Source organism: Serratia sp. J2, from assembly GCF_046269175.1.
GTDB classification, from domain to species: Bacteria; Pseudomonadota; Gammaproteobacteria; order Enterobacterales; family Enterobacteriaceae; genus Chania; species Chania fonticola_C.
On sequence record NZ_JBKABN010000005.1, the window covers coordinates 263,800 to 288,126 of the forward strand.

At 52.8% G+C, this 24,327-nt stretch carries 19 protein-coding genes and 1 pseudogene; 9 read left to right on the top strand and 11 right to left on the bottom strand.

Annotated elements, in window-relative coordinates:
- Positions 1-19 precede the first annotated feature (19 nt).
- Together ACKWMY_RS08035 and ACKWMY_RS08040 are read right to left on the bottom strand one after the other, a co-directional pair.
- Complete coding sequence (locus ACKWMY_RS08035) at positions 20-811, bottom strand: DNA polymerase beta superfamily protein (protein WP_409486140.1); 792 nt, start codon at positions 809-811, stop codon at positions 20-22.
- A 4-nt stretch (positions 812-815) separates the two neighbouring features.
- The gene (locus tag ACKWMY_RS08040) at positions 816-2,039 is read right to left on the bottom strand and encodes an RtcB family protein (RefSeq protein ID WP_409486141.1); all 1,224 of its coding nucleotides are present in this window, start codon (positions 2,037-2,039) and stop codon (positions 816-818) included.
- A gap of 189 nt (positions 2,040-2,228) precedes the next feature.
- On the opposite strand from ACKWMY_RS08040, the gene rtcR reads away from it, so the two are divergent.
- From rtcR to ACKWMY_RS08070, 6 genes are all read left to right on the top strand, one after another.
- On the top strand, positions 2,229-3,806 hold the full coding sequence (rtcR, locus tag ACKWMY_RS08045) for an RNA repair transcriptional activator RtcR (RefSeq protein ID WP_074028418.1): 1,578 nt from the start codon (positions 2,229-2,231) through the stop codon (positions 3,804-3,806).
- 83 nt (positions 3,807-3,889) lie between these two features.
- A complete protein-coding gene (gene idi, locus ACKWMY_RS08050) occupies positions 3,890-4,444 on the top strand; it encodes an isopentenyl-diphosphate Delta-isomerase (protein WP_211135786.1) in 555 nt (184 codons plus the stop codon).
- Between the two features lie 200 nt (positions 4,445-4,644).
- A complete protein-coding gene (locus ACKWMY_RS08055; RefSeq protein ID WP_024531182.1) occupies positions 4,645-6,798 on the top strand; it encodes a carbon starvation CstA family protein in 2,154 nt (717 codons plus the stop codon).
- A gap of 69 nt (positions 6,799-6,867) precedes the next feature.
- Entirely contained in the window at positions 6,868-7,071 is a 204-nt protein-coding gene (locus ACKWMY_RS08060; RefSeq protein ID WP_021179159.1) for a YbdD/YjiX family protein, read from the top strand.
- A gap of 23 nt (positions 7,072-7,094) precedes the next feature.
- Entirely contained in the window at positions 7,095-8,057 is a 963-nt protein-coding gene (yjiA, locus tag ACKWMY_RS08065; RefSeq protein ID WP_409486142.1) for a GTPase, read from the top strand.
- Between the two features lie 157 nt (positions 8,058-8,214).
- Entirely contained in the window at positions 8,215-9,444 is a 1,230-nt protein-coding gene (locus tag ACKWMY_RS08070; RefSeq protein WP_409486143.1) for a lysozyme inhibitor LprI family protein, read from the top strand.
- A 56-nt stretch (positions 9,445-9,500) separates the two neighbouring features.
- On the opposite strand, the gene ACKWMY_RS08075 is transcribed toward ACKWMY_RS08070, so the two are convergent.
- The 3 genes from ACKWMY_RS08075 to ACKWMY_RS08085 are packed head-to-tail and all read right to left on the bottom strand — an operon-like array spanning position 9,501 to position 13,149.
- Positions 9,501-10,685, bottom strand: a complete 1,185-nt coding sequence (locus ACKWMY_RS08075) for a M20 family metallopeptidase (RefSeq protein WP_409486144.1) — start codon at positions 10,683-10,685, stop codon at positions 9,501-9,503.
- Positions 10,678-11,925 carry a Zn-dependent hydrolase gene (locus ACKWMY_RS08080; protein WP_409486145.1) on the bottom strand — a complete coding sequence of 416 codons (1,248 nt, stop codon included), beginning with the start codon at positions 11,923-11,925 and terminating at the stop codon, positions 10,678-10,680. Before ACKWMY_RS08080 ends, ACKWMY_RS08075 begins: the two co-directional genes overlap by 8 nt.
- Before the next feature lie 3 nt (positions 11,926-11,928).
- Positions 11,929-13,149, bottom strand: a complete 1,221-nt coding sequence (locus ACKWMY_RS08085; RefSeq protein WP_074028415.1) for a hypothetical protein — start codon at positions 13,147-13,149, stop codon at positions 11,929-11,931.
- 446 nt (positions 13,150-13,595) lie between these two features.
- Between ACKWMY_RS08085 and ACKWMY_RS08090 the strand changes: the two genes are divergently transcribed.
- Positions 13,596-14,909, top strand: coding sequence for an FAD-binding oxidoreductase (locus ACKWMY_RS08090; RefSeq protein ID WP_211134685.1), 1,314 nt, complete (start codon positions 13,596-13,598; stop codon positions 14,907-14,909).
- Positions 14,910-14,936: 27 nt separating this feature from the next.
- On the opposite strand, the gene ACKWMY_RS08095 is transcribed toward ACKWMY_RS08090, so the two are convergent.
- The 6 genes from ACKWMY_RS08095 to ACKWMY_RS08120 form a co-directional block, all read right to left on the bottom strand.
- Positions 14,937-15,617, bottom strand: coding sequence for a hypothetical protein (locus ACKWMY_RS08095; RefSeq protein WP_029711913.1), 681 nt, complete (start codon positions 15,615-15,617; stop codon positions 14,937-14,939).
- Positions 15,618-15,625: 8 nt separating this feature from the next.
- Positions 15,626-17,215, bottom strand: a complete 1,590-nt coding sequence (locus ACKWMY_RS08100; RefSeq protein WP_409486146.1) for a fimbrial protein — start codon at positions 17,213-17,215, stop codon at positions 15,626-15,628.
- 14 nt (positions 17,216-17,229) lie between these two features.
- On the bottom strand, positions 17,230-19,758 hold the full coding sequence (locus tag ACKWMY_RS08105; protein WP_065683681.1) for a CS1-pili formation C-terminal domain-containing protein: 2,529 nt from the start codon (positions 19,756-19,758) through the stop codon (positions 17,230-17,232).
- A 70-nt stretch (positions 19,759-19,828) separates the two neighbouring features.
- Positions 19,829-20,512 (bottom strand): hypothetical protein, encoded by a 684-nt coding sequence (locus ACKWMY_RS08110; RefSeq protein WP_409486148.1) that lies wholly within the window; start codon positions 20,510-20,512, stop codon positions 19,829-19,831.
- Positions 20,513-20,577: 65 nt separating this feature from the next.
- Positions 20,578-21,174 (bottom strand): common pilus major fimbrillin subunit EcpA, encoded by a 597-nt coding sequence (locus tag ACKWMY_RS08115; protein WP_024530872.1) that lies wholly within the window; start codon positions 21,172-21,174, stop codon positions 20,578-20,580.
- Between the two features lie 202 nt (positions 21,175-21,376).
- Positions 21,377-21,955 carry a LuxR C-terminal-related transcriptional regulator gene (locus ACKWMY_RS08120; RefSeq protein ID WP_196062181.1) on the bottom strand — a complete coding sequence of 193 codons (579 nt, stop codon included), beginning with the start codon at positions 21,953-21,955 and terminating at the stop codon, positions 21,377-21,379.
- A 1,379-nt stretch (positions 21,956-23,334) separates the two neighbouring features.
- On the opposite strand from ACKWMY_RS08120, the gene ACKWMY_RS08125 reads away from it, so the two are divergent.
- Positions 23,335-24,072, top strand: coding sequence for a LuxR family transcriptional regulator (locus ACKWMY_RS08125; RefSeq protein WP_409486147.1), 738 nt, complete (start codon positions 23,335-23,337; stop codon positions 24,070-24,072).
- A gap of 137 nt (positions 24,073-24,209) precedes the next feature.
- Positions 24,210-24,327 (top strand): annotated as a pseudogene (locus tag ACKWMY_RS08130) (restriction endonuclease); the annotation flags it as partial.

Genomic DNA, 24,327 nt, shown 5'->3' on the forward strand with positions numbered 1-24,327 from the left:
CTTCTTTCTCCCCGGTTGATTACACCATCACCGTGCGATAAAGCAGTTCATCCAGCGATTTGTCGCTGCGGGCCGGGCTGTCGGGCAAGGCTTCCTGCCGGGCATCCGCCGTTAGTTCCTGCGTGATAAACGCGTGGATCCTTTCCCTACGAGGGCCGTACTCTGCCTCGCCTGCGCGCCGTTTCGCCGCCAGTAATGCATGGATTTCCGCCAACAGCAGCGGATCCTCCACCGTGTCAGCCAACAGTTGGTCAAAACGCATCGGCGGCACGCCCTTGCCCGCTTCTATCCAGCGCACCGCCAGCAACGGGCGCAGCACGTAGAAGTATTTCTTCAGCCGTACCTGCTCCCCCTGCAAATAGCCACGGAAGTTTTTCCTGGCCATCGACAGATAGTGCCAACGCGCCCGCTGCGCGGAGAACCATTCAGGCACTACGCCTCGCAACGCCGCGACACTCTCAGGGGCTTCCTGATATACCACAGGTGAATCCAACCACTCGATTAACGTTGGGTTGGCCCGCTTCAGCAGACCAAGCGCCTTACGCCATTCCCAACCACAGACATCCAGTTCATGATCGATTGGTAGTTCGATCACATCCCGCTGTGGCTCTACCCGTAAATACCATTCCGGCGGGTGGACATACAAAAAGCGCACGTCGTAATCGCTGTCCGGCGAGGCAAAGCCCCAGCCGCGGCTACCGGATTCGCAGGCATAAAGCACCCGCACGTCGTAACGCTTTTCCACCTCACCCAGCACCTGCCGGACTCTTTCCCGCATGGAGCTATCCACGCCGTTTACTCGCTGTTCCATCACGTTATCCTTTTACGCATACCACCTGACGCAGGGTATGGACGATTTCCACCAGTGAGGACTGTGCCGCCATCACCGCATCGATATCTTTATAAGCCATTGGGATCTCATCGATCACCTCGCTGTCCTTACGGCATTCCACATGTTCGGTTGCCCGGATCTGATCGGCCACGGTGAAGCGTTTTTTTGCCGCCGTACGGCTCATGGTGCGGCCTGCGCCATGGCTGCAAGAGCAGAAACTCTCTTCGTTACCCAATCCGCGCACGATGAAGCTTTTCGCCCCCATAGAGCCAGGGATGATCCCCATCTGGCCTTTCTGCGCAGACACGGCCCCTTTACGCGTCACCAACACCGGCTCACCAAAGTGCGTCTCACGCTGCACATAGTTATGGTGGCAGTTCACGGCCTCTTGCTGGGTAGTGAACGGTTTGGTCACGATACGCGACAGCGCCGCCAGCACGTGCTCCATCATCACTTCCCGGTTATGGCGGGCGAAATCCTGTGCCCAACCCACGGCTTCCATGTAATCGTCAAAATGCTGGCTACCTTCCTCGAAATAGGCCAGGTTACGATCCGGCAAGTTAGCGATATGCTGTTGCATATCCTGCTGCGCCAGAGCAATAAATAGCGAACCGATGGCATTCCCCACGCCACGGGAACCGCTATGCAGCATCACCCACACCACCTGCGTTTCATCCAGGCAGACTTCGATAAAGTGGTTACCCGTTCCCAGCGTTCCCAGATGCTGATAATTGTTGGTTTTCAGCAACTGCGGATATTTGTCGGTCAAGCGCTTAAAGCGTGGCAGCAAAGTGGCCCAATGCTGATCGACCGTTTGCGGTGGAGTTTCCCAGGCCCCTTTATCTCTTCTTGAACGGGTCGAGGTACGGCCATGCGGCACTGCCTGTTCGATGGCGCTACGCAGCCCAGCCAGGCTATCCGGCAGATCGGCGGCCACCAGCGAAGTACGCACCGCAATCATGCCGCAACCAATATCCACGCCAACGGCCGCCGGAATAATCGCGCCACGGGTAGGGATCACACTACCAATGGTGGACCCCTTACCCAAATGCACATCCGGCATCACCGCCAAGTGTTTAAAAATAAACGGCATTTTCGCCGTATTCAGCAACTGCTCACGCGCTTCTGGCTCTACGGGCACGCCCTGTGTCCACATTTTGATCGGTGCGCTATTAACCGGTGCCATCAACTCATAATTATTCTTCATTCTTTAGTCATCCTTTTTCTTTTGACGTAGTGGATATAGCGAAAGGCGTGCCAACTCGGTCAAAAACACCCATTAAAAATACAATTAATTGATATTTAACCAATAAATAATTAATCACAGATGACTGGCGATGTTGCCAACAAGCCGGTATTTTATCTTTCAGGATAGTATTTTATCGCAAGGGATAATATGAAGCGCAGGGTTGTGATTGGAGTGCTGGGCACCACGCTGGATAAACGTGGCAAACGGGAAAACCGCTGGAGCAAATGGCGGCCAACGGTGGGTCTGTGCCAGCAGCCCGATCTGCCGATCGATCGCCTGGAGCTGCTGCATCAGCCGCGCGATAAAGGCATGGCGCAGCAGGTGGCGGAAGATATCGTAGCGGTTTCGCCAGCCACTCAGGTGGTGTTACAGGAAGTGGCTCTTAAAGATCCCTGGGATTTGGAAGAGGTGTACAGCGCCTTTCTGGATTTCGCCAGCCGCTATCCGTTTGATACCGAGAACGAAGACTATCTGGTGCATATCACCACCGGCACCCATGTGGTACAGATCTGCTGGTTCCTGCTAACAGAGGCACGATACCTGCCTGCTCAACTACTGCAAACTGCCCCCGGTGACAAAGCCGATCGCCCGTCTCCCCAAGGGATTTACTCGGTGATCGATCTGGATCTCAGCCGCTATACCGCCCTCACCAGCCGATTCCTGCATGAGCAACAGCGCTCGGTGTCGTTCCTCAAAGCCGGTATTGAAACGCGCAACGCTACCTTTAACACGCTGATCGACCAGATTGAACGCGTCGCCCTGCGTTCAAATGCGCCCATGCTGCTCACCGGCCCCACAGGAGCCGGGAAATCCTTTTTGGCCGAGCGTATCTATCAACTCCGGCATTCTCGCCATCTGGTAAAAGGCCGTTTTGTCGCGGTGAACTGTGCCACCCTTCGCGGCGATAACGCCATGTCGACCCTGTTCGGCCATGTGAAAGGGGCGTTCACCGGTGCGTTGCAGGCACGAGCAGGCCTACTGCGTGAAGCCGACGGCGGCGTACTGTTCCTTGATGAGATCGCCGAGCTGGGGTTAGACGAACAGGCGATGTTACTGAAAGCTATCGAGGAAAAAACCTTCTTCCCCTTTGGTGCCGATAAAGAAGCCAGCAGCGACTTCCAGCTGATTGCAGGCACCCATCGTGATATGCGCGACTGGATAGCTCAAGGCCGTTTCCGTGAGGATTTATACGCCCGTATCAATATGTGGACCTTCCCACTGCCCGGCCTGGCTGAACGCCGCGAAGATATCGAGCCGAACATCGATTACGAATTACAACGCTTTGCTCGCAGTAACCAGACGCAGGTCCGTTTCGATAAAGACGCCAGACAGCGTTACCTGGCTTTTGCCCGTTCTCCACAGGCGGTCTGGCGCGGCAACTTCCGTGAGCTGGGATCTTCCATCGCACGCATGGCAACGTTGGCAGAGCAAGGGCGCATCAACCAGCCTTTGGTCGATGAAGAAATCGCCCGGCTGAAATCCCATTGGCAGGGGAACACCAGCGTGCAATTACCTGTCGAGCTTGCCGATATCGATCTGTTCGAGCAAAGCCAGTTGGAGACGGTGCTTAACGTGTGCCGAGCTTCCACATCACTTTCCGAAGCGGGTAGACAGCTGTTTGCCGTCTCGCGCCAGCAGAAAAAGCAGCCCAACGATGCAGACCGGCTGCGTAAATACCTGGCGCGCTTCGGTCTGAGTTGGGACGAGGTGCGAAATAGAGGCTGAATGGACGCAGCATGAAGTGCCCCCTACATTAAGACACGGGTGTTATAGTAATAGTCGTACATCGCGATTAAATTGGAATTTTCATGACCCAGCAGCATGTCGTTTTACTTGATGAACAAGGTCAACCCACCGGCGTGATGGAAAAATATGCGGCCCACCAGCGACAAACGCCCCTGCATCTGGCTTTCTCCTCCTGGATCTTCAACCCGCAAGGCGAGTTGCTGATCACCCGCCGAGCGCTGAGCAAAAAAGCCTGGCCAGGCGTTTGGACTAACTCGGTCTGTGGCCATCCGCAGTGGCAGGAGAGCACCGAACACGCTATCGAGCAACGCTGTTTGTATGAAGTGGGCCTGAGCGTGGAACAGATCACCGCCATCGACCCCGATTTCCGCTACTGCGAGACAGACGCCTCCGGCATTATGGAAAACGAAATCTGCCCGGTTTACGCGGCATTGGCTACGGGTGCCGTTGCAGCCAGAGCAGATGAAGTGATGGACTTCCACTGGGTTGATTTACGCGCGTTGATCGCTGCGGTAACGGCAGCCCCCTGGGCCTTCAGCCCTTGGATGGGGCAGCAGTTGACGAATGCCAAAACGGAGCAAAACCTGATCGCCTTCGCCACTCACACTTCTGCCTAAACCACTCACCCCGCCATTCCAACCGTTCGCCAGCGTATAAAACCGCTGGCTGAAATTCAGATGTCTTTCCCTATCCAGCCTGGCAATGATGAGCTGTTCCTAAACCTGACCCTAACCAGGGGAAGACGCTACAGCTAAATGTCCGACATCTAAGAATCGGATTTATCACTCAATTTTTGCAGATAGGATAAGGATACCTCATGAAACGCGAGGGGATTTTAAAACACCTCCCATGGATGCTGCTGGGGATACTCGGGGCTTCCTGCCTGGGTGTCATCGCATTGCGCCGTGGCGAAAGTATTAGTGCACTGTGGATCATCGTTGCTTCGGTAGCGGTCTACCTGGTGGCTTATCGCTACTACAGCCTCTACATCGCCACCAAGGTGATGCAGTTGGACGCCACCCGCGCTACACCGGCGGTGGTAAACAACGACGGCCTGAACTACGTCCCCACCAATAAAAACGTGCTGTTCGGCCACCACTTTGCAGCAATCGCCGGTGCGGGTCCGTTGGTTGGCCCAGTGCTGGCAGCACAGGTCGGCTATCTGCCCGGTACGCTGTGGCTGCTAGGCGGCGTGGTGCTGGCGGGGGCGGTACAGGACTTTATGGTGCTGTTTATCTCCTCACGCCGTAACGGTGCCTCGTTGGGCGAGATCATCAAAAAGGAAATGGGCCCAATCCCTGGCACTATCGCGCTGTTTGGCTGCTTCCTGATCATGATTATCATCCTCGCGGTGCTGGCGCTGATCGTAGTGAAAGCCTTGGCCGAAAGCCCATGGGGCGTGTTCACCGTCTGTTCTACCGTGCCAATTGCGCTGTTTATGGGCGTATACATGCGCTTCCTGCGCCCTGGCAAGGTGGGTGAAGTATCGGTCATCGGTATCGTGCTGTTGATCGCCTCCATCTGGTTCGGCGGCGTGATTGCCCACGACCCATACTGGGGCCCGGCGCTGACCTTTAAAGACACCACCATCACCTATACGCTGATTGGTTATGCCTTCGTTTCTGCCCTGCTGCCGGTATGGCTGATCCTGGCTCCGCGTGACTATCTGGCCACCTTCCTGAAAATCGGCGTGATCGTCGGGCTGGCGATCGGTATCGTGATCCTCAACCCTGAGCTGAAAATGCCTGCGGTAACGCAGTTCATTGACGGCACCGGCCCGGTCTGGAAAGGCACCCTGTTCCCGTTCCTGTTTATTACCATTGCCTGTGGTGCCGTTTCCGGCTTCCACGCGCTGATCGCTTCAGGTACCACACCGAAACTGCTGGCCAACGAAATGGACTCCCGCTTTATCGGTTATGGCGCCATGCTGATGGAATCCTTCGTTGCCATCATGGCACTGGTCGCGGCTTCTATCATCGAGCCTGGCCTGTACTTCGCCATGAACACCCCACCAGCGGCACTGGGCATTACCATGCCAGACCTGCACCGTCTGGGCACCGAAGATGCACCGATGATCATGGCCTCTCTGCGTGATGTCTCCGCGCATGCTGCCGCAACCGTCAGTTCCTGGGGCTTTGTGATTACCCCAGAGCAGATCCTGCAAACCGCCAAAGACATCGGCGAACCTTCGGTACTGAACCGTGCCGGTGGCGCGCCAACTCTGGCAGTCGGTATCGCTCACGTGTTCCATCAGGTCATCCCTGGCGCGAACATGGGCTTCTGGTATCACTTCGGTATTCTGTTCGAAGCGCTGTTCATCCTGACCGCTCTGGATGCAGGTACCCGTTCCGGTCGCTTTATGCTGCAAGATTTGCTGGGTAACTTCGTGCCATTCCTGAAGAAAACCGATTCACTGGTGGCCGGTATTGCCGGTACTGCCGGCTGCGTTGGGCTTTGGGGTTACCTGCTGTATCAAGGCGTGGTCGATCCATTGGGCGGCGTCAAGAGCCTGTGGCCGCTGTTCGGCATCTCCAACCAGATGTTGGCTGCCGTAGCACTGGTACTGAGCACCGTAGTATTGATTAAGATGAAGCGCACCAAGTACATCTGGGTGACCGTGATCCCAGCCGTTTGGCTGCTGATCTGTACCACCTACGCGATTTGCCTCAAGCTGTTCAGCGACAATCCGCAGCTGGAAGGCTTCTTCTACCAGGCTAGCCTGTACAGAAACAAAATCACCGAGGGCGGTGCTGAACTGACCGTACAGCAGGTTGCCAACATGAACCATATCGTGGTGAACAACTACACCAACGCCGGTTTGAGCATCCTGTTCCTGCTGGTGGTGTACAGCATCATCTTCTTCGGTATTAAAACCGCCATGGCGGCGCACAAAAACCCGAAACGCACCGATCAGGAGACACCATACGTGCCGGTTCCTGAGGGTGGCGTCAAAGTTTCGTCGCACCACTGATGGTGATTTGATGGATACCCTGCATAATGATAATACGTTATGTAGGGTATTTTTCTTTGGAGTGAACCCATGTTCGGAAACCTCGGCCAGGCGGGTAAATATCTCGGGCAGGCTGCACGCATGTTAGTGGGCGTGCCTGACTACGATACCTACGTCCAGCATATGAAAGACAACCATCCGGACAAGCCGGTGATGACCTATAAAGAATTTTTCCGCGAACGCCAGGATGCCCGCTACGGTGGCGATGGCAAAGGCGGTATGCGCTGTTGCTAGTTAAGTAAGTACAAGGACCAGGCATGAAACCCATTGCAGTCACCATCCTGACGGGCTTTTTGGGCGCGGGCAAAACCACCCTGCTGCGCCACATTCTGAATGAAAACCACGGTTACAAGATTGCCGTCATCGAGAACGAATTCGGTGAGGTGCCGATCGATAACGCGCTGATTGGCGACCGCGCCAGCCGCATCACTACCCTCAGCAACGGTTGTATCTGTTGCAGCAAATCCAACGAACTGGCAGACGCGCTGCTGGATCTGTTGGACGGCGTCGATCAGGGGCAACTGGAGTTTGACCGGCTGATTATTGAATGCACCGGCATGGCCGATCCCGGCCCGATCACTCAGACCTTCTTCTCGCACGAAGTCATCGGCCAACGCTTCCTGCTGGACGGGATTATCACGCTGGTGGATGCGGTACATGCCGATCAGCAGTTGAACCAGTTCACTATCTCGCAGGCCCAGGTGGGTTATGCCGATCGTATCCTGCTGACCAAGACCGATGTGGCAACGGATAACGAAGCGCTGATCCAGCGTTTGCAACTGATGAACGCCCGCGCACCGGTATATAAGGTGACACACGGTGATATCGATCTCGGCGTGCTATTTGATATCGAAGGCTTTGTGCTTAACGACAAGCTCAACGTGGCAGCGCCTACCCCGCTTTTCCGCCGCATTCCGCAAGCGCAGAACAACATCCAGTCGATCGTGGTGTACCACGACCAACCGCTGGAGCTGATGCAAATTTCCGAAGTGATGGAAGGCTTATTATTGAAGTTCGCCGATAACCTGCTGCGCTACAAAGGGATTTTGTCGATTAAGGACGAACCGCGCCGCCTGCTGTTCCAGGGCGTGCAGCGTCTGTATAACGCCGACTGGGACCGTGAATGGTTGCCGGAAGAAGAGTGCAAAAGCACGATGGTGTTTATCGGCATCGATTTGCCGGAAGATGAAATCCGCTCTGGGTTTGCTGCGCTGGGTTGAAAGTTGAGGGGACGATGTTGGGTGTTAGAACTGCCAACGCTGTCTTTCTTACCATGGAGTTATTGCATAAACATAATAAAAGCACACCTAATATATTGTATAGATGCAATAAAGTAATATGGAGCAAAGTTAAAGACCCAACCAAAAGGAACTCAGCATGATCGCCAGGCTTCAACGCGCTAACTCTCTCCGTGATACAACATTCGCCGGCCATCCTTTATCGCGCTTGTTGCTCTGCCTGAGCCTGGCGTTCGGGGCCAATACGGCGGTGCAAGCCGCTTCTTTCGATTGTGAGAAAGCCACCAGCGATATCGAGCATAGCATCTGCAATAGCCCAGACCTGAGCAGCCTAGATAACCAACTGACCGAAAATTACCGGTTAGCAATGGCAAGCCTGCCAAGTGATCAGGCCGACGCATTACGCACCGAGCAGCGTAGCTGGTTGAAGCAGCGGGATACCTGCAACGGTCAGGAAAGTTGCCTGAGCGATTTATTTAGCCAACGCGCCGCCCAGTTGCAGAACACCGCCAAGCAGGCCGCCTCGGCACTAGATAACATCATTGCCAGCATTCCGGCAGACCCGGCTGCAGCGGCACAGCAGTTGCAGCAGTATCGCGGCCCGCTGGCCTCCGCCTGGCTGATTTACCTGCATCAGTTTGCCCCCACCAGCAAGGTCACGGATGCCGAAGTAGAAACCAGGCATCAAAGCGTGATCAAGGCGATGAACGACGATACATTCTCCCAATCAGTGTTACGTGATATCGAAAACGATCCCAAAACCGGCCATGATGTTGCGGTTTTAACGCTATTGCGCATGACCATTGAACGAGCCGGGTATGAAAATGCCGATGGCCGCCCCTATGTGCATTGTTTCATCTTCAAACAGCAGGGCGCAGCGGCTTATGAAGCCTTTGGGGCATTATATGGATCGTCTCGTGATTCACAGGCCCCCATTTGTTCACCGCAGGGCGATCTGTTTGAACGACCAGCCTGGCAGCAACTGACCAAATCAATAGAACCGATGATTGGCAAGGCCAGTGAGAATTCCGGTACCATCCGCTTTGCCAGCTATGCCGATTGGGCCATGTTCCGCCTGCGCGCCACCGTCTCCCCCGAGGATTTCCTTAAGCCAAGCCAGCGCACGCCAGCCACGGACGATCCTGCACAGCTAATCCGCAGTTGGTCTGACGATAAAGTTTGGCCGAAAGAACAACGCGAGCAGTTGCTTGTCGCCATTGAACCAGCACGTCTGGCGACCATGGGCTGGTTGCAAACCGAGAAGCATTTCTCTGCCAGCGATGCGGCCAAAGCCGCAGATGCGATAGTGAACACCTGGCTCAGTGACAGAATGGACTTTATCGGCGAGATGAGCGGACCGGAGGATTGATAAGTGCGGTGAGGGGCAATCACCGCACTCAATGTTGCCCAATAAAGCGAAGGGGCTTAAAACGCATCCTGCTGCAAGTAACTCCAGGCATACTGCGCATACAGCTCCGCGCCGGTCGACATCACGTCTTCATCGATATTGAAGCAGCCGTGATGGTGCGCCCAATCGGTGCCTTTCTCCGGGTTGCCGCAGCCCAACAGGGCAAAGCAGCCAGGGATATTTTCAATAAAGAAGCTGAAGTCCTCACCGCCGGTCGTCGGTTTTTCGGCAAACAGCACCTCGTCGCCGAAGGCCGAACGCACCACCGATTGTGCCAGCAACGCGCTGCGCTCCTCGTTGATCACCGGCAAAGTGCCGTAGGTGTATTCCACCTGTGCGGTCGCGCCATAAATAGCCGCGGTATGCTCGGCGTAACGCTCAATCGCCGCCTTGATACGCTCACGTGCCTCGACGTTAAAGCAGCGCACCGTGCCGTCCAGCACCGCATTTTCAGCAATCACGTTAAACCGGGTGCCGACTTCCATTTTGCCAATGGTCACTACCGCTGACTCTAGCGGAGAGGTTTCACGGGAAACGATCGCCTGCACGTTCATCACGAAGGCAGAAGCGACAACCGCAGCATCCACACAGGCCTCTGGCATTGAGCCGTGGCCGCCGCGCCCTTTGAACTTCACCTTCAGCAAATCCGCAGAAGCAAAAGTGGAGCCGACATTACAAGACACCTTGCCCGATGGGCTGGTGGTCCAGATATGCATGCCAAACGCGTTATCCACGCCCTCGATTGCACCCTGCTTCACCATTTCACGCGCGCCTTGAGCAATCTCTTCGGCAGGTTGGAAAATCAACCGCACGTTGCCACGCAGGCTCTCACGGTTTTCATACAGGGCTTTCGCCGCCGTCAGCAGCATGGCGGTGTGGGCATCGTGGCCACAGGCGTGCATCTTGCCGTCGGTCTGCGATTTATAACTTAATGAGTCGTTGAGTTCCTGCACCGGCAACGCATCCATATCGGCGCGTAAGGCCACAGTCTTGCCTGGCTGCCCACCCGTAATCTCGGCAATCACGCCCGTTGGCGTCGTCAGGCGATAAGGAATACCGATCTCCTCCAGCGCTTGCGCCACCTTCTGAGTGGTGCGCACCTCCTCCCAAGGCAGTTCAGGGTGAGCATGCAGATCGCGACGGAACGCAATCATCGCCTCCACGTGGGCTTTTATGGATTGCGCGATAGCTTGATTAGTCATAACTGCTGGCCTCTGTGATCTCTTTTACTGTCTGAAAAATAACGTCGATACCTTTCTGAATTTGCTCATAGTCGGTCCACTCATCGGGGTGATGGCTCAGGCCGTCCTTGCTGGGCACGAACACCAGCCCCACGTCGGTGATCCCGGCAAAAATCATTGCATCATGCCCGGCTCCGCTGACCATGGTCCGGTGGCTCAGACCCAGCGCTTCGCTGTGTTTTTGTAGCTGGCTGTGGATACCGCTGTGCAGACGCGTTGGCTCTACCAGCAACGGTTGTTCAATCTGGCAGGCAATCCCCGCCCCGGCCTGCTGCTGGATACAGGCTTTGGTCTGCTCGACCACCTGTTGCAGCTTATCCAAGCGCTTGGAACGGATGTCGACGGTGAAAATCACCTTGCTCGGTATCACGTTCGCGCCGTTAGGGAACACCTGTATTTTCCCCGTAGTGGCGACCGTTTCATCACCGGCCTCACGGGCAAAATCGCCAACGCGGGCGATCACCTGGCTGGCGGCCACCAGCGCATCGTGGCGGCGATCCATCGGCGTGGTGCCTGCATGCCCGGCCTTACCGGTGATGGTGACAACCAACTGAGTGATACCGACGATCACGTCTACCAGGCCAACGTCTAACCCTTCCTGTTCCAGCACCGGCCCTTGCTCAATATGCAGCTCGATAAACGCCTTGAGGGTTTGCGTTTCCCGCACCACGCTGGCTACCCGATCGGCATCAAACCCCACCAGGGCCATGCACTGTGCCGCCGATTGCCCCTGGCTATCGCGTAGACGGTGCAACTCTGCAGCATCCACCTTACCTGCAATCGCACAGGAAGCCAGCAGGCCACGACCAAAGCTGGCCCCTTCCTCTTCCACCAGCGCCACCACTTCTAGCGGGTAACGCGGCAATAATCGATGCTCCTGGAACAGCTTGGCCACTTCCAACCCCATCACCACTCCGGCAGGGCCATCGAAAGCACCACCGTTAGGCACCGAGTCAAAGTGGGAGCCGATCATCACGCTCGGTAATGCCGGGTCCTGCGCCTGACTCTTGCCGAAGATATTGCCGATGGCATCCTCACGTACGCTGAGGCCCGCCGCCTCCATCTGCGCCTTGATATAAGCCCGCGCCTGTTGGCCTTGTGGGCTGTAACTCATACGCGTCGTGCCTTCGCCCGGCGTAGCGGTGAACTCGGCCAGTTGTTCCAGGTGCTGCTGAATACGCAGCTGATTTGCATAGCTCATGACTTATCCTGCGATTGGGGTGATGTAACCGACCATAACGCCCGCCAGCACCACGGAAACCATCGTCACGGAAATAAATCCGCCGACCAGCATCGGTGCCAACATATGGTGCGTCAGGATCTCACGCTCTTTTTCGTCTTTGGTCAGCGCTGTTATCGCTTCGTTAGTGATGATGTAATCCGCCGGGAAGCCATACATCGCCGTCAGGGAGATCGCGAAGGCCATCTCCATGCTGACGCCAAGGAATTTACCCACAATCCACGAGACGATAAACATGCCCACCACCGCCACGGCGATCAGCACCAGCATCGGGAATACCAGCCGCAGCAGCATTTCCGGGGTTGCTCTGTTCAGGGTGTCAAAGATAAACAGCATCAGCCCCATCACCGCAAATCCGAAGCCGTTGGCCTTCTGCAGCGGCTGTTTTTCCAGGAAGCCGATCGTGGCGGCCACTACGCCAAACAGCAAACACAGCACGAACGGACTGATGGTGACCACCGGGGCCAGCAGGTCTGATACCAGATAAGCCAGATAGCCTACCAGCGCCAGGCGCAGAAACTTGAAGTAGCTGGTATTGTAATGGGCCGGGATCAGGCCAAACATACGCGGCATTTTTTCTTCCGCGCTGACCGTGGTTGGCATTTTATCGGCTGGCAATTGCGTGGCAGACTCGTGCCATTCGCCATTGCGATATTTTTGCAGCACGCGTTTACCTTCCCGTTGCAGCATGATGGCAGTTAACGGATAACCGGCAAACCCTTGCATTACGTAGATCAGGATAGCGAATACCGAGAGATCGACCAGGCCCGCACTGGCTGCCCCCTTCGACATGATCAACGCCGAAACGATGCCGCCAACCAATGGTGGAATGGTCACGATGGCAGTATTCATATCAAACATCAGCATACAGGCCGCAAACACGGCGGCGATAATGCCAGCGATCCCCGATAGCGAGATCACAATGGTTTTCCATTGCCGCATCAGCTCAGGCACCGAGAGCAGCGTCCCCATGTTGGTGATCAGCAGATACATCAGCATCACCGCTACCGCCGGTGTGATACCGGCCAGGCTGACGATATCCTTCGGGAAAAACGTCCAGTAGCCGAACAGGAACAACACCGCACAGACAAATACAGAAGGGATCCAGGCTTTAGTACGCACGGATACCGCATCTCCCAGGTATAAAATCACCATTACAATCAAAAGCGCTAACATCTGTGACATAGAATATTTCCGTTCTTATATTTTTTAGAAATCCGTTTAGGATAGTTAAATCCACTAAGTTACAATGATAATGTAGTTAACAACTCTGCTATTTTGGGAAGGGATAGCCGATTTTCAGAACAAAACCTCAGAAAATGGGTCATTCTCACCAATTCCGATACTAAACAGCTATGGCTGGGGAATAAAGGAAAAAATCAGAAATAAATCTGCTGAGTGACCTTAATTTCTGCCATAGAGGCTCGCCCAGATTGTACTCTCCGGCCAATTGGCAAACTGCGGCAATCCAATGAGGCGCCTCAATGCTTAACGGTTGCTTATAAATAACTTACCGTCAATAAAAGGGAGTAAATGACCAACGGCTGAATCTGCTGGTTCAGGCTAGCGAAATGTTTTATAACCCTATTTAGTGACCTTGAGTGGCAAACATTTTGAAAAGGACCTTGAGTTTGAAATATGCATCGGTACCGTTAAATCAAAACCAAAATGGTTGGTTAAAACCCGATCTGCGCCCCACCGTTTACCCAACGCTGATCGGCGATACCGAGGCCGACTGGGTAGTGGTAGGCTGCGGTTTCGCCGGGATTTCCTTCGCCAGAAGGCTGGCTAACCACGATCCCAAACTGAAAATCATCATCGTTGATGCGGCCTGTGCGGCGGAAAGTTCTTCGGCCAGAAATTCAGGGTTTATTATCGGCTTACCTCATAATATTGGCAGCTCGACGGCGGAGTTGAAAAAAGCCCAGTCGTATCGATCTTTATTACAAGAAGGGATCAATCAATTAACCCAGCAAATTGAGCAACAGGGGATCGAATGTGAATGGGAGAATGCCGGGAAATATCACTGCCAGGTTGATGCCGCTAATCAGCGGGTGCTCAAAGAGTACACCGATAATCTCGATGCCATGAACGAGCCTTATCAAATAATGGATAAGGAAGCGCTGTATAGAAAATTGGGCACGCGTTTTTATAATAAGGGCATCTATACCCCAAGCTCGATCCTGGTTAATCCTGCCAGCCTGATCGTTGGCCTGGCAAATAATCTGCCGGACAACGTAACGATGTATAACCATACCCCGGTGATGGCGATCCGCCACGGTAGCGTGAAACACGTAGTCACCTCCTTTGGCACGATTAGAACGGCCAACGTGATGTTAGCCACCAACGCCCTCTCCAGAGAGCTGGCCCCGGTCACCAGTCAGCAGGCGGCAATGGCCACCTTCGCCAGTATCACCGCGCCATTAACCGCAGAGCAACGCCAAAAGCTGCCAACCATGAGCAGTTGGGGGCTAACGCCGGTCAACGCAATCGCCGGGGCAACGGTGCGCTATACCCAGGATCACCGTTTCCTGATCCGCCAACATGTGACGCCAGCCTTGAATGGTCGGATCACCGCTGCGCAGACCTATCAGGCAACCCTGTTACATCAGCAGATTTTCAACAAGATTTACCCGCAGCTGAGGGATGTGCCGCTGACAAGTACCTGGTCTGGCACCATCAGCGTCACCCGCAATGGCGCGCCGGTTTGGGGCGAGTTGAAGAAAGGTATTTATACCGCCGGAGGTTGTAACGGCGCAGGCGTGTCCAAGCAAACCATTGCCGGGACGTTATTGGCGGACTATGCGCTGGGGATCGACCATCCGCTGATTGGCGCGATGCAGGAACTCGGTAAGGCAAATTACCTGCCGCCTTCCCCGGTGCTGGATATTGCGATTGGCGTTTCTTTGATGAAAGAGCGCTATTTGGGGCGCAAGGAAGTTTAGCTTTGGTGGTGAACTGGGGTGGGGGTACTATCCCTGCCCCTGTTCGAAGCACTGCTCCCCCAGCCGTAGGTACTTGTTAAAGCCAACAATAAACTTGCGATTCTGCCCACGCAGATCGGCACCTCTGTAGCTTTCCCCCGGCAACAGATTGAACACCTTGGCGGTGTCATCCTGCCCGTCGCAGCCTTGATGGATCATCACGCGGAAATAGGTATTGCCGGTGTTTTTCAACACCCCGGCCTGCGGATCATAGTGATAAGTGAAACGCATCTTGCGCGGGCGAACTACCATGATGGTATCTAGCGCCATGGTCGGGGATACCAGCGGTGTCTTGTCTTCCCCCTGCATCTCCATTAAGTTGGCCGGGATCTCTTGGATCACTATGCGATAATAGCGCTCGCGCTCGTCCGCCGGGCCGCGATAGAAGATCTTGAAATATTCCCACGCCCCCGGCTCCAGTATTTTGCGCAGTGGGGTATAGAGCAGTTCGCCCTGTTCTAGCGGCTGAGGCTGTTCGTCAACCCCCGGTTTGGCTATCCGATAGGCGCCGATCACATACAGATTGGTCTCTTTGGTGTTGTTAACAAACTGGCGCGAGAAGAAGGGACGATCGCTCTCCAGAGTAAATACGCCGGAAGAGAGATAAACCGCCTGCGCCGGGAACGCCAGCATCAGCCCCGCTAGCCACCCCCCTAGTCTTATCGTCATTTTCAATCCTAATGGATATCAGGGCCGGTCCAGACCGCCCTGACCCTTACCTCACCGGTGGCGCTGACAATCCCCATCCAATCCCGCCCATCCAGGGTCCACATCGAATTGCCCTCATTCATCGGGAAGCTGAGAGACAACTCGGTGCGATAGAAGCTGCCGTCGTTTTGTGAGGGAACCGGCCAGGCGGTTCTTACCCAACGCGCCGCATCCAGGCTGATAGGAACATCATCACAGCTGGCACGCGTGCGGACCACTTGCCCGACGTTATCGGTATAAGCCAGATAGGCCGAGAACGGCACCCTAAGCTTACCGTCGGTGGAGGAAAAGACGCAGTACGGGCGCCCATTAACCTGCCCTGCCGGACCGTAAACCTGCGCGGTAATGCTATCGGCCTGCCTTGGGCCAGAGGTAGTCAAAATATAGTCGAACACGATCGGCGGTTCTGTGCTGCCGACTTTGCCTTCACGCTTGGGATTAAGTACCAAGTCCTTGGAGATAATGCTAATCCCATAATCGCGCGGAACCAGCAAGATAGTGTTCGAAGGCGAAAATTCGTAATATCCTGACTGCGGTGCCACCGTACTGGTGAACAGGAAAGTGAAGAAATCCTTGCTGTGGCTCAGATCCACTCCCCGATCGATCAGGTTCTTCAGGAAAGTCTGCGATAAAAAGACATAAATACCGCCGTTACCGGCTTTGATCAAATTCGCCGCGTTGGTCGTGGCGCTGTAGTTCACCCAACCACTGGCACCATCGGCACTCAGGCGAATGGCATTTGCCGCAGGCGTAAACCCAAGCGCAGCAGTGTTGAGCTTCATGTTCATGCGCATCGGCGAAAGGGTACTCCCCTGCATCTGATAAAACACCAGCTTACAGATCGCGCCGCTCAGTGAGCCAATGTAGCCCACAGAGCAGAACTGAGAACCCGTTCCCATCACCGGATTGCCATTGCTGTCGATAAAAATTTCCTGCAGTGCGTTGGTAGATTCCAACCGCAAATTACCCGCTTTGGTGATGGTGAACTCATGGCTGGTCTGCGAGCCGCCAACGCTGACGCAGCTTTGCCCTGCGGCAGGGTTGTAGTCCGTGCGGGTAGAGCAAAAACGGTATTTATACGTCTCAGTCAAGCCTACCGACACATTTTTAAAATACTCATAAGCCGAATCAGAGAAAATACCACGCCCATAACGCGCTTCGCCGTTGCTGGTGTTAACCGCCACGTGATAAACACCATTATCTCCAATATAGCCCGGCAGATAACCGTTCGAGGGGCAAGCACTACCATTATTCATACAGCGGTTACCGATAAATGGCCGAGCGATGGGAGAATCCTCCAGCCAGATATCGGCGAACGAATTGGTCTGGATCAGCCCGGTATAGCCCATATAGCCCAAACTGCGTTGATCGCCTGACGCATATTTGGTAAATGCGTTGGCACCGCTGAAACGGGGATCGGTGCTCTGAGGCGTGATGAAATACTCTCCATCCACCTGATTTTCGATAAAGAAATAACTGTTGCTCACGTTGGCCGCCTGGCTAGAGAAGGAAACCAACATCAGCACCCCAGCCAACTGGCAAATATTACGCCGTTTCATGTCAAACCCTTTCCTCATCGTTGTGCCAGAATGGTCTGCACGTTGCACACCACATCGCCGACCCACTTCACGCCCTTGGCCTTGGCCAAATCCAGATCGACCTCGCAAATGCCATGATCTGGCATGGTCAATGACACGCTCGGGTAGCGTTTATCAACGTCCATCTGGAAGGCGCCCGTCGCATCCGTAATGGTTTTACCGATGTGGTTACGCACAGCGGCATTGGCGATCGCCCGGCCATTCTCCATGGTCATCCGGCCGAACACCGTCACTAACTGTTTCACTTCCGGCTCATAAACGGCGACGTTGCCCGGATACAGCGTGACGTTGCGGGTGCGCCCCTTGACGATGTCAAAGCTGTCCATCGAGTTTTTGTCGTTCATCAGTTCAACCTTGTAGCTTGAGTACGGCGGCAACGGGATAAAGTTATTCGCACCGCTCAGCGGATAGCTGCGGCCATCGATCTGAGCCGACAGCACCGCATCGTCGATGAAGCCGGTTTTTACCAACACCCCGGACTTCTCCTGAATACCGCTGGCGGCGAAGTTCTTATCGCTGTAGGCCACCGCACCGCGCGCAGTCAGGTTGCCATTGAGGCGATTGTTGTCCGGCCGTGAGAGCGACAACGTGCCCACACTGTATTTGGTATCGAAGGCGGCATAGCCAGAGGCCGAATAAGCGCTGTCACCGTTGTGCTTATCCTTGACCAGCTTGGCCAGGTTGAAACCGGCAGAGGTAAACGCCGAGTCATCGAAGCTCTTGTTGGCGGCCAGATTGGCCCGCACGTTGCCATTGTTGGAAGACACACCGGTGCTTAACCAGGCGGCCAGCGGCAACGAGAAGTCCAGCGAGATATAGCGCTGGTTGGTGCTGTTGGACTGGTAATCATAGCGATAACGCTGGATACCGGCGCGTAGGTTGACCGTGCCATAACGCCCGGAGAACAGCGCCGTGGAGTATTCCAGGTTGTTAGAGGTGCTGCGATCGCGCTTATCTACCGTGCGGCTCAGCGTAAGCTGACCACCACGTTCAAAGAACCGGCTCAGGCTAAGGGTGCCGCCATAGGAATAGCTGTCCGACTCATAGACCGGCAACCCCTTACCGATATGGCTCTTTTCCCGGTTGGCCCACACGCTGCCGAAGCCTTTCGGTAGCATCAGGCTGGCGCTTAAAATATTGCGGTAACGCCCGCCCTGTGACAGCAACCCCTGCCAGCCCAAGCTCGCGAACTGGTTCACGTTGAGGTTAACCGAGGTTTCATTCACCACCTTCTTGTCGAAGGTATAGGTCGAGGTTTGCACTGCTAGGCCAAATATCGCCGGGACCGAGGCGATCTTGAGAATTTCCGGGATCGACATCGCCGCCGACGCCCCAGCCAGATAGGTTTCGTTGGTGGTGCTGTCGTTGGTGCGGTTATTGCGGTTGTCGTAATTAACATATCCGCCATATAGCTGCCAGTTCAGTTCTTGCGCCACGCCATTATTGCCAGAAAAGGCTTTGTTGATTGTCTGGCGCATACGCGACTGGGTTTTGCCGTCGATCACCACTTCGACATCAACGTCATAAATCCCATACGGCAGGCGGCTGGTATCGACCTCAAAGCTGCCCATCGGGAAGTTCTGGATGTTCAACAGACGCCCTTGCCGGTAAATATGGACTTCACCCGCGCTAGGTAAGAATACGGTAATTGGCGTTAGCGAATATTGGGTATTCTGGATCTTGGTAGCGGACTTATTGCCATAGGTGACGCCATACACCTTGCTGGAGTTAAGTGCCGACAGGCTCCCCAACGATTGCAGGTTCCAGGTGTCAACCAAGCCAAATGCCAGACGGCGCCCGCTCATATCCCGTTCATACATGGCACGATAAAGCTGAGAATCCTGTTGAGACTCCCCAATACCGTAAAACGAGCCGTTCACATTGAAATGATGCTCCGCGAAGCCAAAGGTATTATCGAGGGTCAAATAGTTATTCGAGGTGTTCTCACCCTTTTTTAACTGCGAGCGGTAAACACCGAGATCGTAATTCAGCACCGAACTGAAATGCGGCACCGAAGAGATCCCCAGCAAACTCGTTCTTGGGATAATGGAAGTCCCCAAGCTTTTTTCACTCACGTCCAGCGTCAGTACAAATGAACGGATATTCAGGTTCAGATCGGCATCGGACGAAACGGCAATATGGGTATTTTGATCAAAGAAACGATCTTTCAGACCGCGGATCAATGTCTGGGTCGTCTCCGCCAAGGTTGCCCCTTCAGACTCTTCCGCCAGCGTAATATCTCTTATCATCAGGCGGCCTTTTTCCAGCACCACCAGCGCATCCGCTACCTTTTGTTTTTCTTGTTGATCGCCGCCTTTGTAACGTAGCAGTACAGGAATGGTCATACCTTCGGTCAGCGCCTGACCAAATACCCCCGGGATAAGATAATTTCCTAAACGAACATCCTGTAGGTTTCTGGCGTTAGCCTGCATAGACATCAGAGCCGCAGCGATACATAGCGCTACGGCCTTGGTTCTTGTCCTTAAGATGAAATTATTACCCATTTGCTTCCCCAAATAGCTTCCCTACTCCACACCTGGAAAACACGTACGATGCAGGCAATGGGTAAAGAGGCTATTTCACGTTGATATAATCTTCGTTGTGCCAAATGCCAACGCTGAGTTTTTGATTATTGATATCAACAAATTTCAAATGCACGCCGAGTCCTGGCATGACGTAATAACGCTCACGGCATCCTTTCGTTTTCTCTTCACTGGTTTGTGCCTGCTTACAGGGGCCAAATGCCACCACGCGGAAAGAGCTGTTACCGGTGTTATACGCAACACCATCTCGGTACTGATAATCGAACTTGTCCCTCCGTGGTGTGACGACCATAATGGTACTTATGGTTGCCGAGGTGGTTGCCGAAGCGGCTTTTTGGGTCTTTGACAGCCCCTCTTCGGTAACCGGATTATCATTCCAGATTAAACGGTAATAACGCTCCTTATCGTCCTTCGGCCCGGAATAGAAAACGCGGAAAACATCTTTACCTTTGCCTGGCAAAATCAGGTTGGATGGCGTGGCCATTATTTCCTGCTTGCTCTCCATTGGGATCACTTTGCCACCTTCCATCGGGGAGGAAATACGCTCGACCCTCAGGCTGACCAGACGGGCATCATCCACAGTATTAATCACCTCCTTGGCGATAACGCTCTGGCCAGGGGAAATGATTGATGTAATCTCGCCAACGTTAATTGCACCGGCGTGAGTACAATAAAATAGTGCTGAGCACATCAGCGTAGGAAACCATCTGTTCATCATGCGTTCCATAAGGACCGGGGCTATTCACCCCGATCCTGACTACGTTAAGACTACAAAATCGCTTACAGGGTGGAGAAAGTACCGTCCCAGGTCGCTGTGAATTCAACGTTTACGTTGCCATCCCAGTAACCGTCGGTCAGGTCTTTGAATGCAGTGTCAGTGCCGGCAACGGTTGCTTTAGCGATCTCAAAGGCGAACACGCCCTGAGTGCTGGTACGGTTAGCACCAGCATAAGCGCCTGGTACGGCCAGTGCAGACAGACCTGCGCTGATACCTGCAGAAGTATCGATCATCACCATCTCGCTGCTTTCAGACAGTGCTTTGCCGTTCCACTTAACGCCAACGGTCAGTGCAGAGTCATCGCTTGCGCGGCTCAGGGTGTTGGAGATGATTTTAGAGGTCAGTTTGAAATCACTCGCGCCAGACTGGCCAGCGATGGTGATATCGAACGCGCCGTCTTGAGAGTTAAAACGCTCCAGACCTTCTGCGTAATTAAAGGTCAGTGACTTTATCGGGGTAACAACCAGCATACTGCTGGTATCTTTAATAGCTTTTGCATCCCAAGACGCTGTCGCGTTCGCAGTACGAGTGTCCGCATTAGCCAGATTAATTGTTCCCAACGCTGAAGCTGCAATCAAAGCCAGAGCTAACTTCTTCATAAAATTTCTTCCTTTATTTATATCAATTAATTTCCCGCCAATATTTACTGGCGTGGCACAATAAATGCGACACAAGGGCGCATTCGAAAACTAACATTTTCGAAAAGGTCCTACGGCAATTAAATAATGAAAATCCTGCGATATAAAATCACCGCATATTTTATTTCCTTTAGATAACCCTATGACAATAGGTATTTATAGTTTATCTAACAGAGTGATAGGCACGAGTGAAGATATCATTCATTTTAGTCAACCCCATTTTGCCCAAAATATTATGGCGCAGGGCATAAACTGTTTTAGGACTAAGACGCAACCTGTTGGCGAGATCGCCCACGGTGACACCATGGATCAGAGTGCGTAATAAACATATCTCACGCGAAGACAGCCTGACTTGCGATGTTGAAGAAACCCGCTCCCCGGCAATAACATGATCGATTTTAGCAAAAATGTCACTGGATGCCCCCGTTCTCTGGATCACAGAATCAACCTGCCGAAACATGCTCTTATAGTAATTTGCCAAGGGTAACAGGTAACTATCGGTGACCAGCACAATGCGATTACAAGCAGAATACATTAGCCAGTCCTGCTCCAGAAAAAGGCGCAGGTTAGCCAATTGAAAGTCAATAAATACGACTTTTAGCTGCTCTGGGGAAGTATTAACTGAGTCACAGTAGCCTACGATACCTTCACGGAAATACTTATTGGTATCTGGCCAGGTTAAAGGTCTTTTGGAGCGAGCACCGCTCTGTGGTGGATACCCACAATCTAATATCTTTAGCATAAGACTCCCTTCCTTTCTTCATCATTTACCAACTCCATTACGCCGTTGGATGAGCAGAATACCATTTACTGAAACTAAGTTATTTCTTAATTTCCAAAACAATATTAATGGCTAAAAACAATTATTCAAAATCGGTTAAAACGATCGCGAATGACCATATTCATCGATAATACCTATCAAGTTGTTATTATTCATTCTGACGATTCCTAGGATTAACAGTATATATTTTAGTTTAAAACGTTAATTAGGAAGCTCGCAACGGACTAAGAATATTCTTCAATAATCCACGCATCACAAATAAGCTTTATCTTAAAAAATGCTGACGCAGCAGTAGATAAAGGGTATTAACGGGCAAATAATACGCAAGGATGATCAAGAACATTTCCATAAAAGGAGCGCTATAACGTGTTGCTTAGCTCATGAACCAGAATAGTCTCACCCTCTCCCGTTTACCAGACACGACAATGCAACATAATGGCAACAGAATGACCATTTAATGAGCGATTTAAGGGTGTTTATTTGTGATTATCATCACTTTTTCTTTGAAAAAAATCCGTTTTATCTCATGAGAACCCGTCTGAGAGCGGTTTCAAGGCCTCCAGCCCACTGCTGAGACCTCAATTTTTAGCTATCGGTGAAGATCAAGCTTCGGATTACCGTGACAACAATCTATTGAGCAACACAATGATCTCACCCGACAAGAGATGCCAGACGCCTCCTCCACTCGGGAACAAGGAAAAATCAACGGCTGGCTGCATAGCACAGCTCCCCTTCGGCACGAGCCAGCCCCACCTGCTTTTGTAGATACAGAATGTATCCAGAGAAGTCCTGCATGACGAACCTGTTCTACCCAATGATATCAACAGCTCGATTAGCGTCTTATAGCAGGCTGTAAACGGCAATAATGCGGACTCAATATGGTTATATTGAGGTCTTACAAGCGTTTTTCGTTATAACAGCAGGCCCAAGACTGATCAAATAATGATCAAATAGTGGTAAGTGACCAACGCAACTCTGAGTAACCCTCTCAGATAATGCCAAGAGTTAGCAGCAAGAATATCAATGCAGATACCATGTCGCTGCAATGATCAACGTAAGGCAATACTAATCCTAGACCGGATAATGGTGATAGATAGCCAAAATCCAGCATAGAGCGCTTGCCTCAACCAAGAAAATGGCTTTAAGATAATGGCAGTAAAAATTTCCCTGGTGTTGGCCAATGTGGCAACCTGACCCAACGAGGTCAGGTTTTTTTTTTACTATTTTGTCGAAAATCGCCGGCAAGCCAGTATATTATCTGGTGTTCAATAACGGTTAGGCTAGACTATTGTTCCACAAGTTATGTTAGTAGCGTTATTATTTCAGGCTGAGGTAATTTGATGTCTACATTGTTTTCTGCTAGCCACGATGAAAAAAATGCATTTAAAAACCATCTGGATAAAGAAATAGCGGAATTTGGCGATTTCAAATACGCCTATATGATACTTAACAAGAAAGACCTTATGGAGACAGTGATAACCTCCAGCTACCCAAGCCAATGGATTGATATCTATAAAGAAAGGAACTACCAATGCATCGATCCCGTGGTGCTCTGCGCCCTGCAAAGAGTCTCGCCATTTCCCTGGGATGAAAGCACGCCAATAAATCCAAGTCTAAAGCCCTCAGATATATTCAGCCATGCAAAGAACTATAATATTACCACTGGCTATACCTTTGTATTGCATGACCAAGATCATAATTTGGCGATGCTGACGCTAACGATTAATGATAACAAATCCATCGATATAGAGGACCAAATACACCCAAACAAGGCCCGTTTGCAGATGTTGCTGGCTAACGTCCACGAAAGGATCACCACCCGGCACCGGGAAACCGCGCGAAATAATCGCGATAACTCCAGCGTAGAAAAAGATCCCCTGACAACGCGGGAGAACGAAGTGCTCTATTGGGCCAGCATGGGTAAAACCTACCAGGAAATTGCCATTATTTTAGACGTGAAGATCCGTACGATAAAATTCCATATCGGCAATATTGTGAAAAAGATGGGTGTGACCAATGCCAGACATGCCATCAGGCTGAGGGCCGAATGGCAGCTTGTCAAACCGATCACGCGTTGAAATAAAGACTCCCGCTGCCCCTGTCAGAAAGTCAGTAAGGTGGAAGCTGAACGGCTGATGCTTGCCTAGAAGCTGTTGAATCCCTTTCGTTTTGCGAGCATGATCGCAACCTTTACCTTTGTCCGCAGGATGCACCGATGAAAACCAGCCAGGAACTGCAAACCGCCATCTCTCATCTGACTATGTGGCGCAAAGGCGATCAGCGTGCACCACATAAGCCATTACTGCTGCTGTATGTACTATCCCAATATCAGC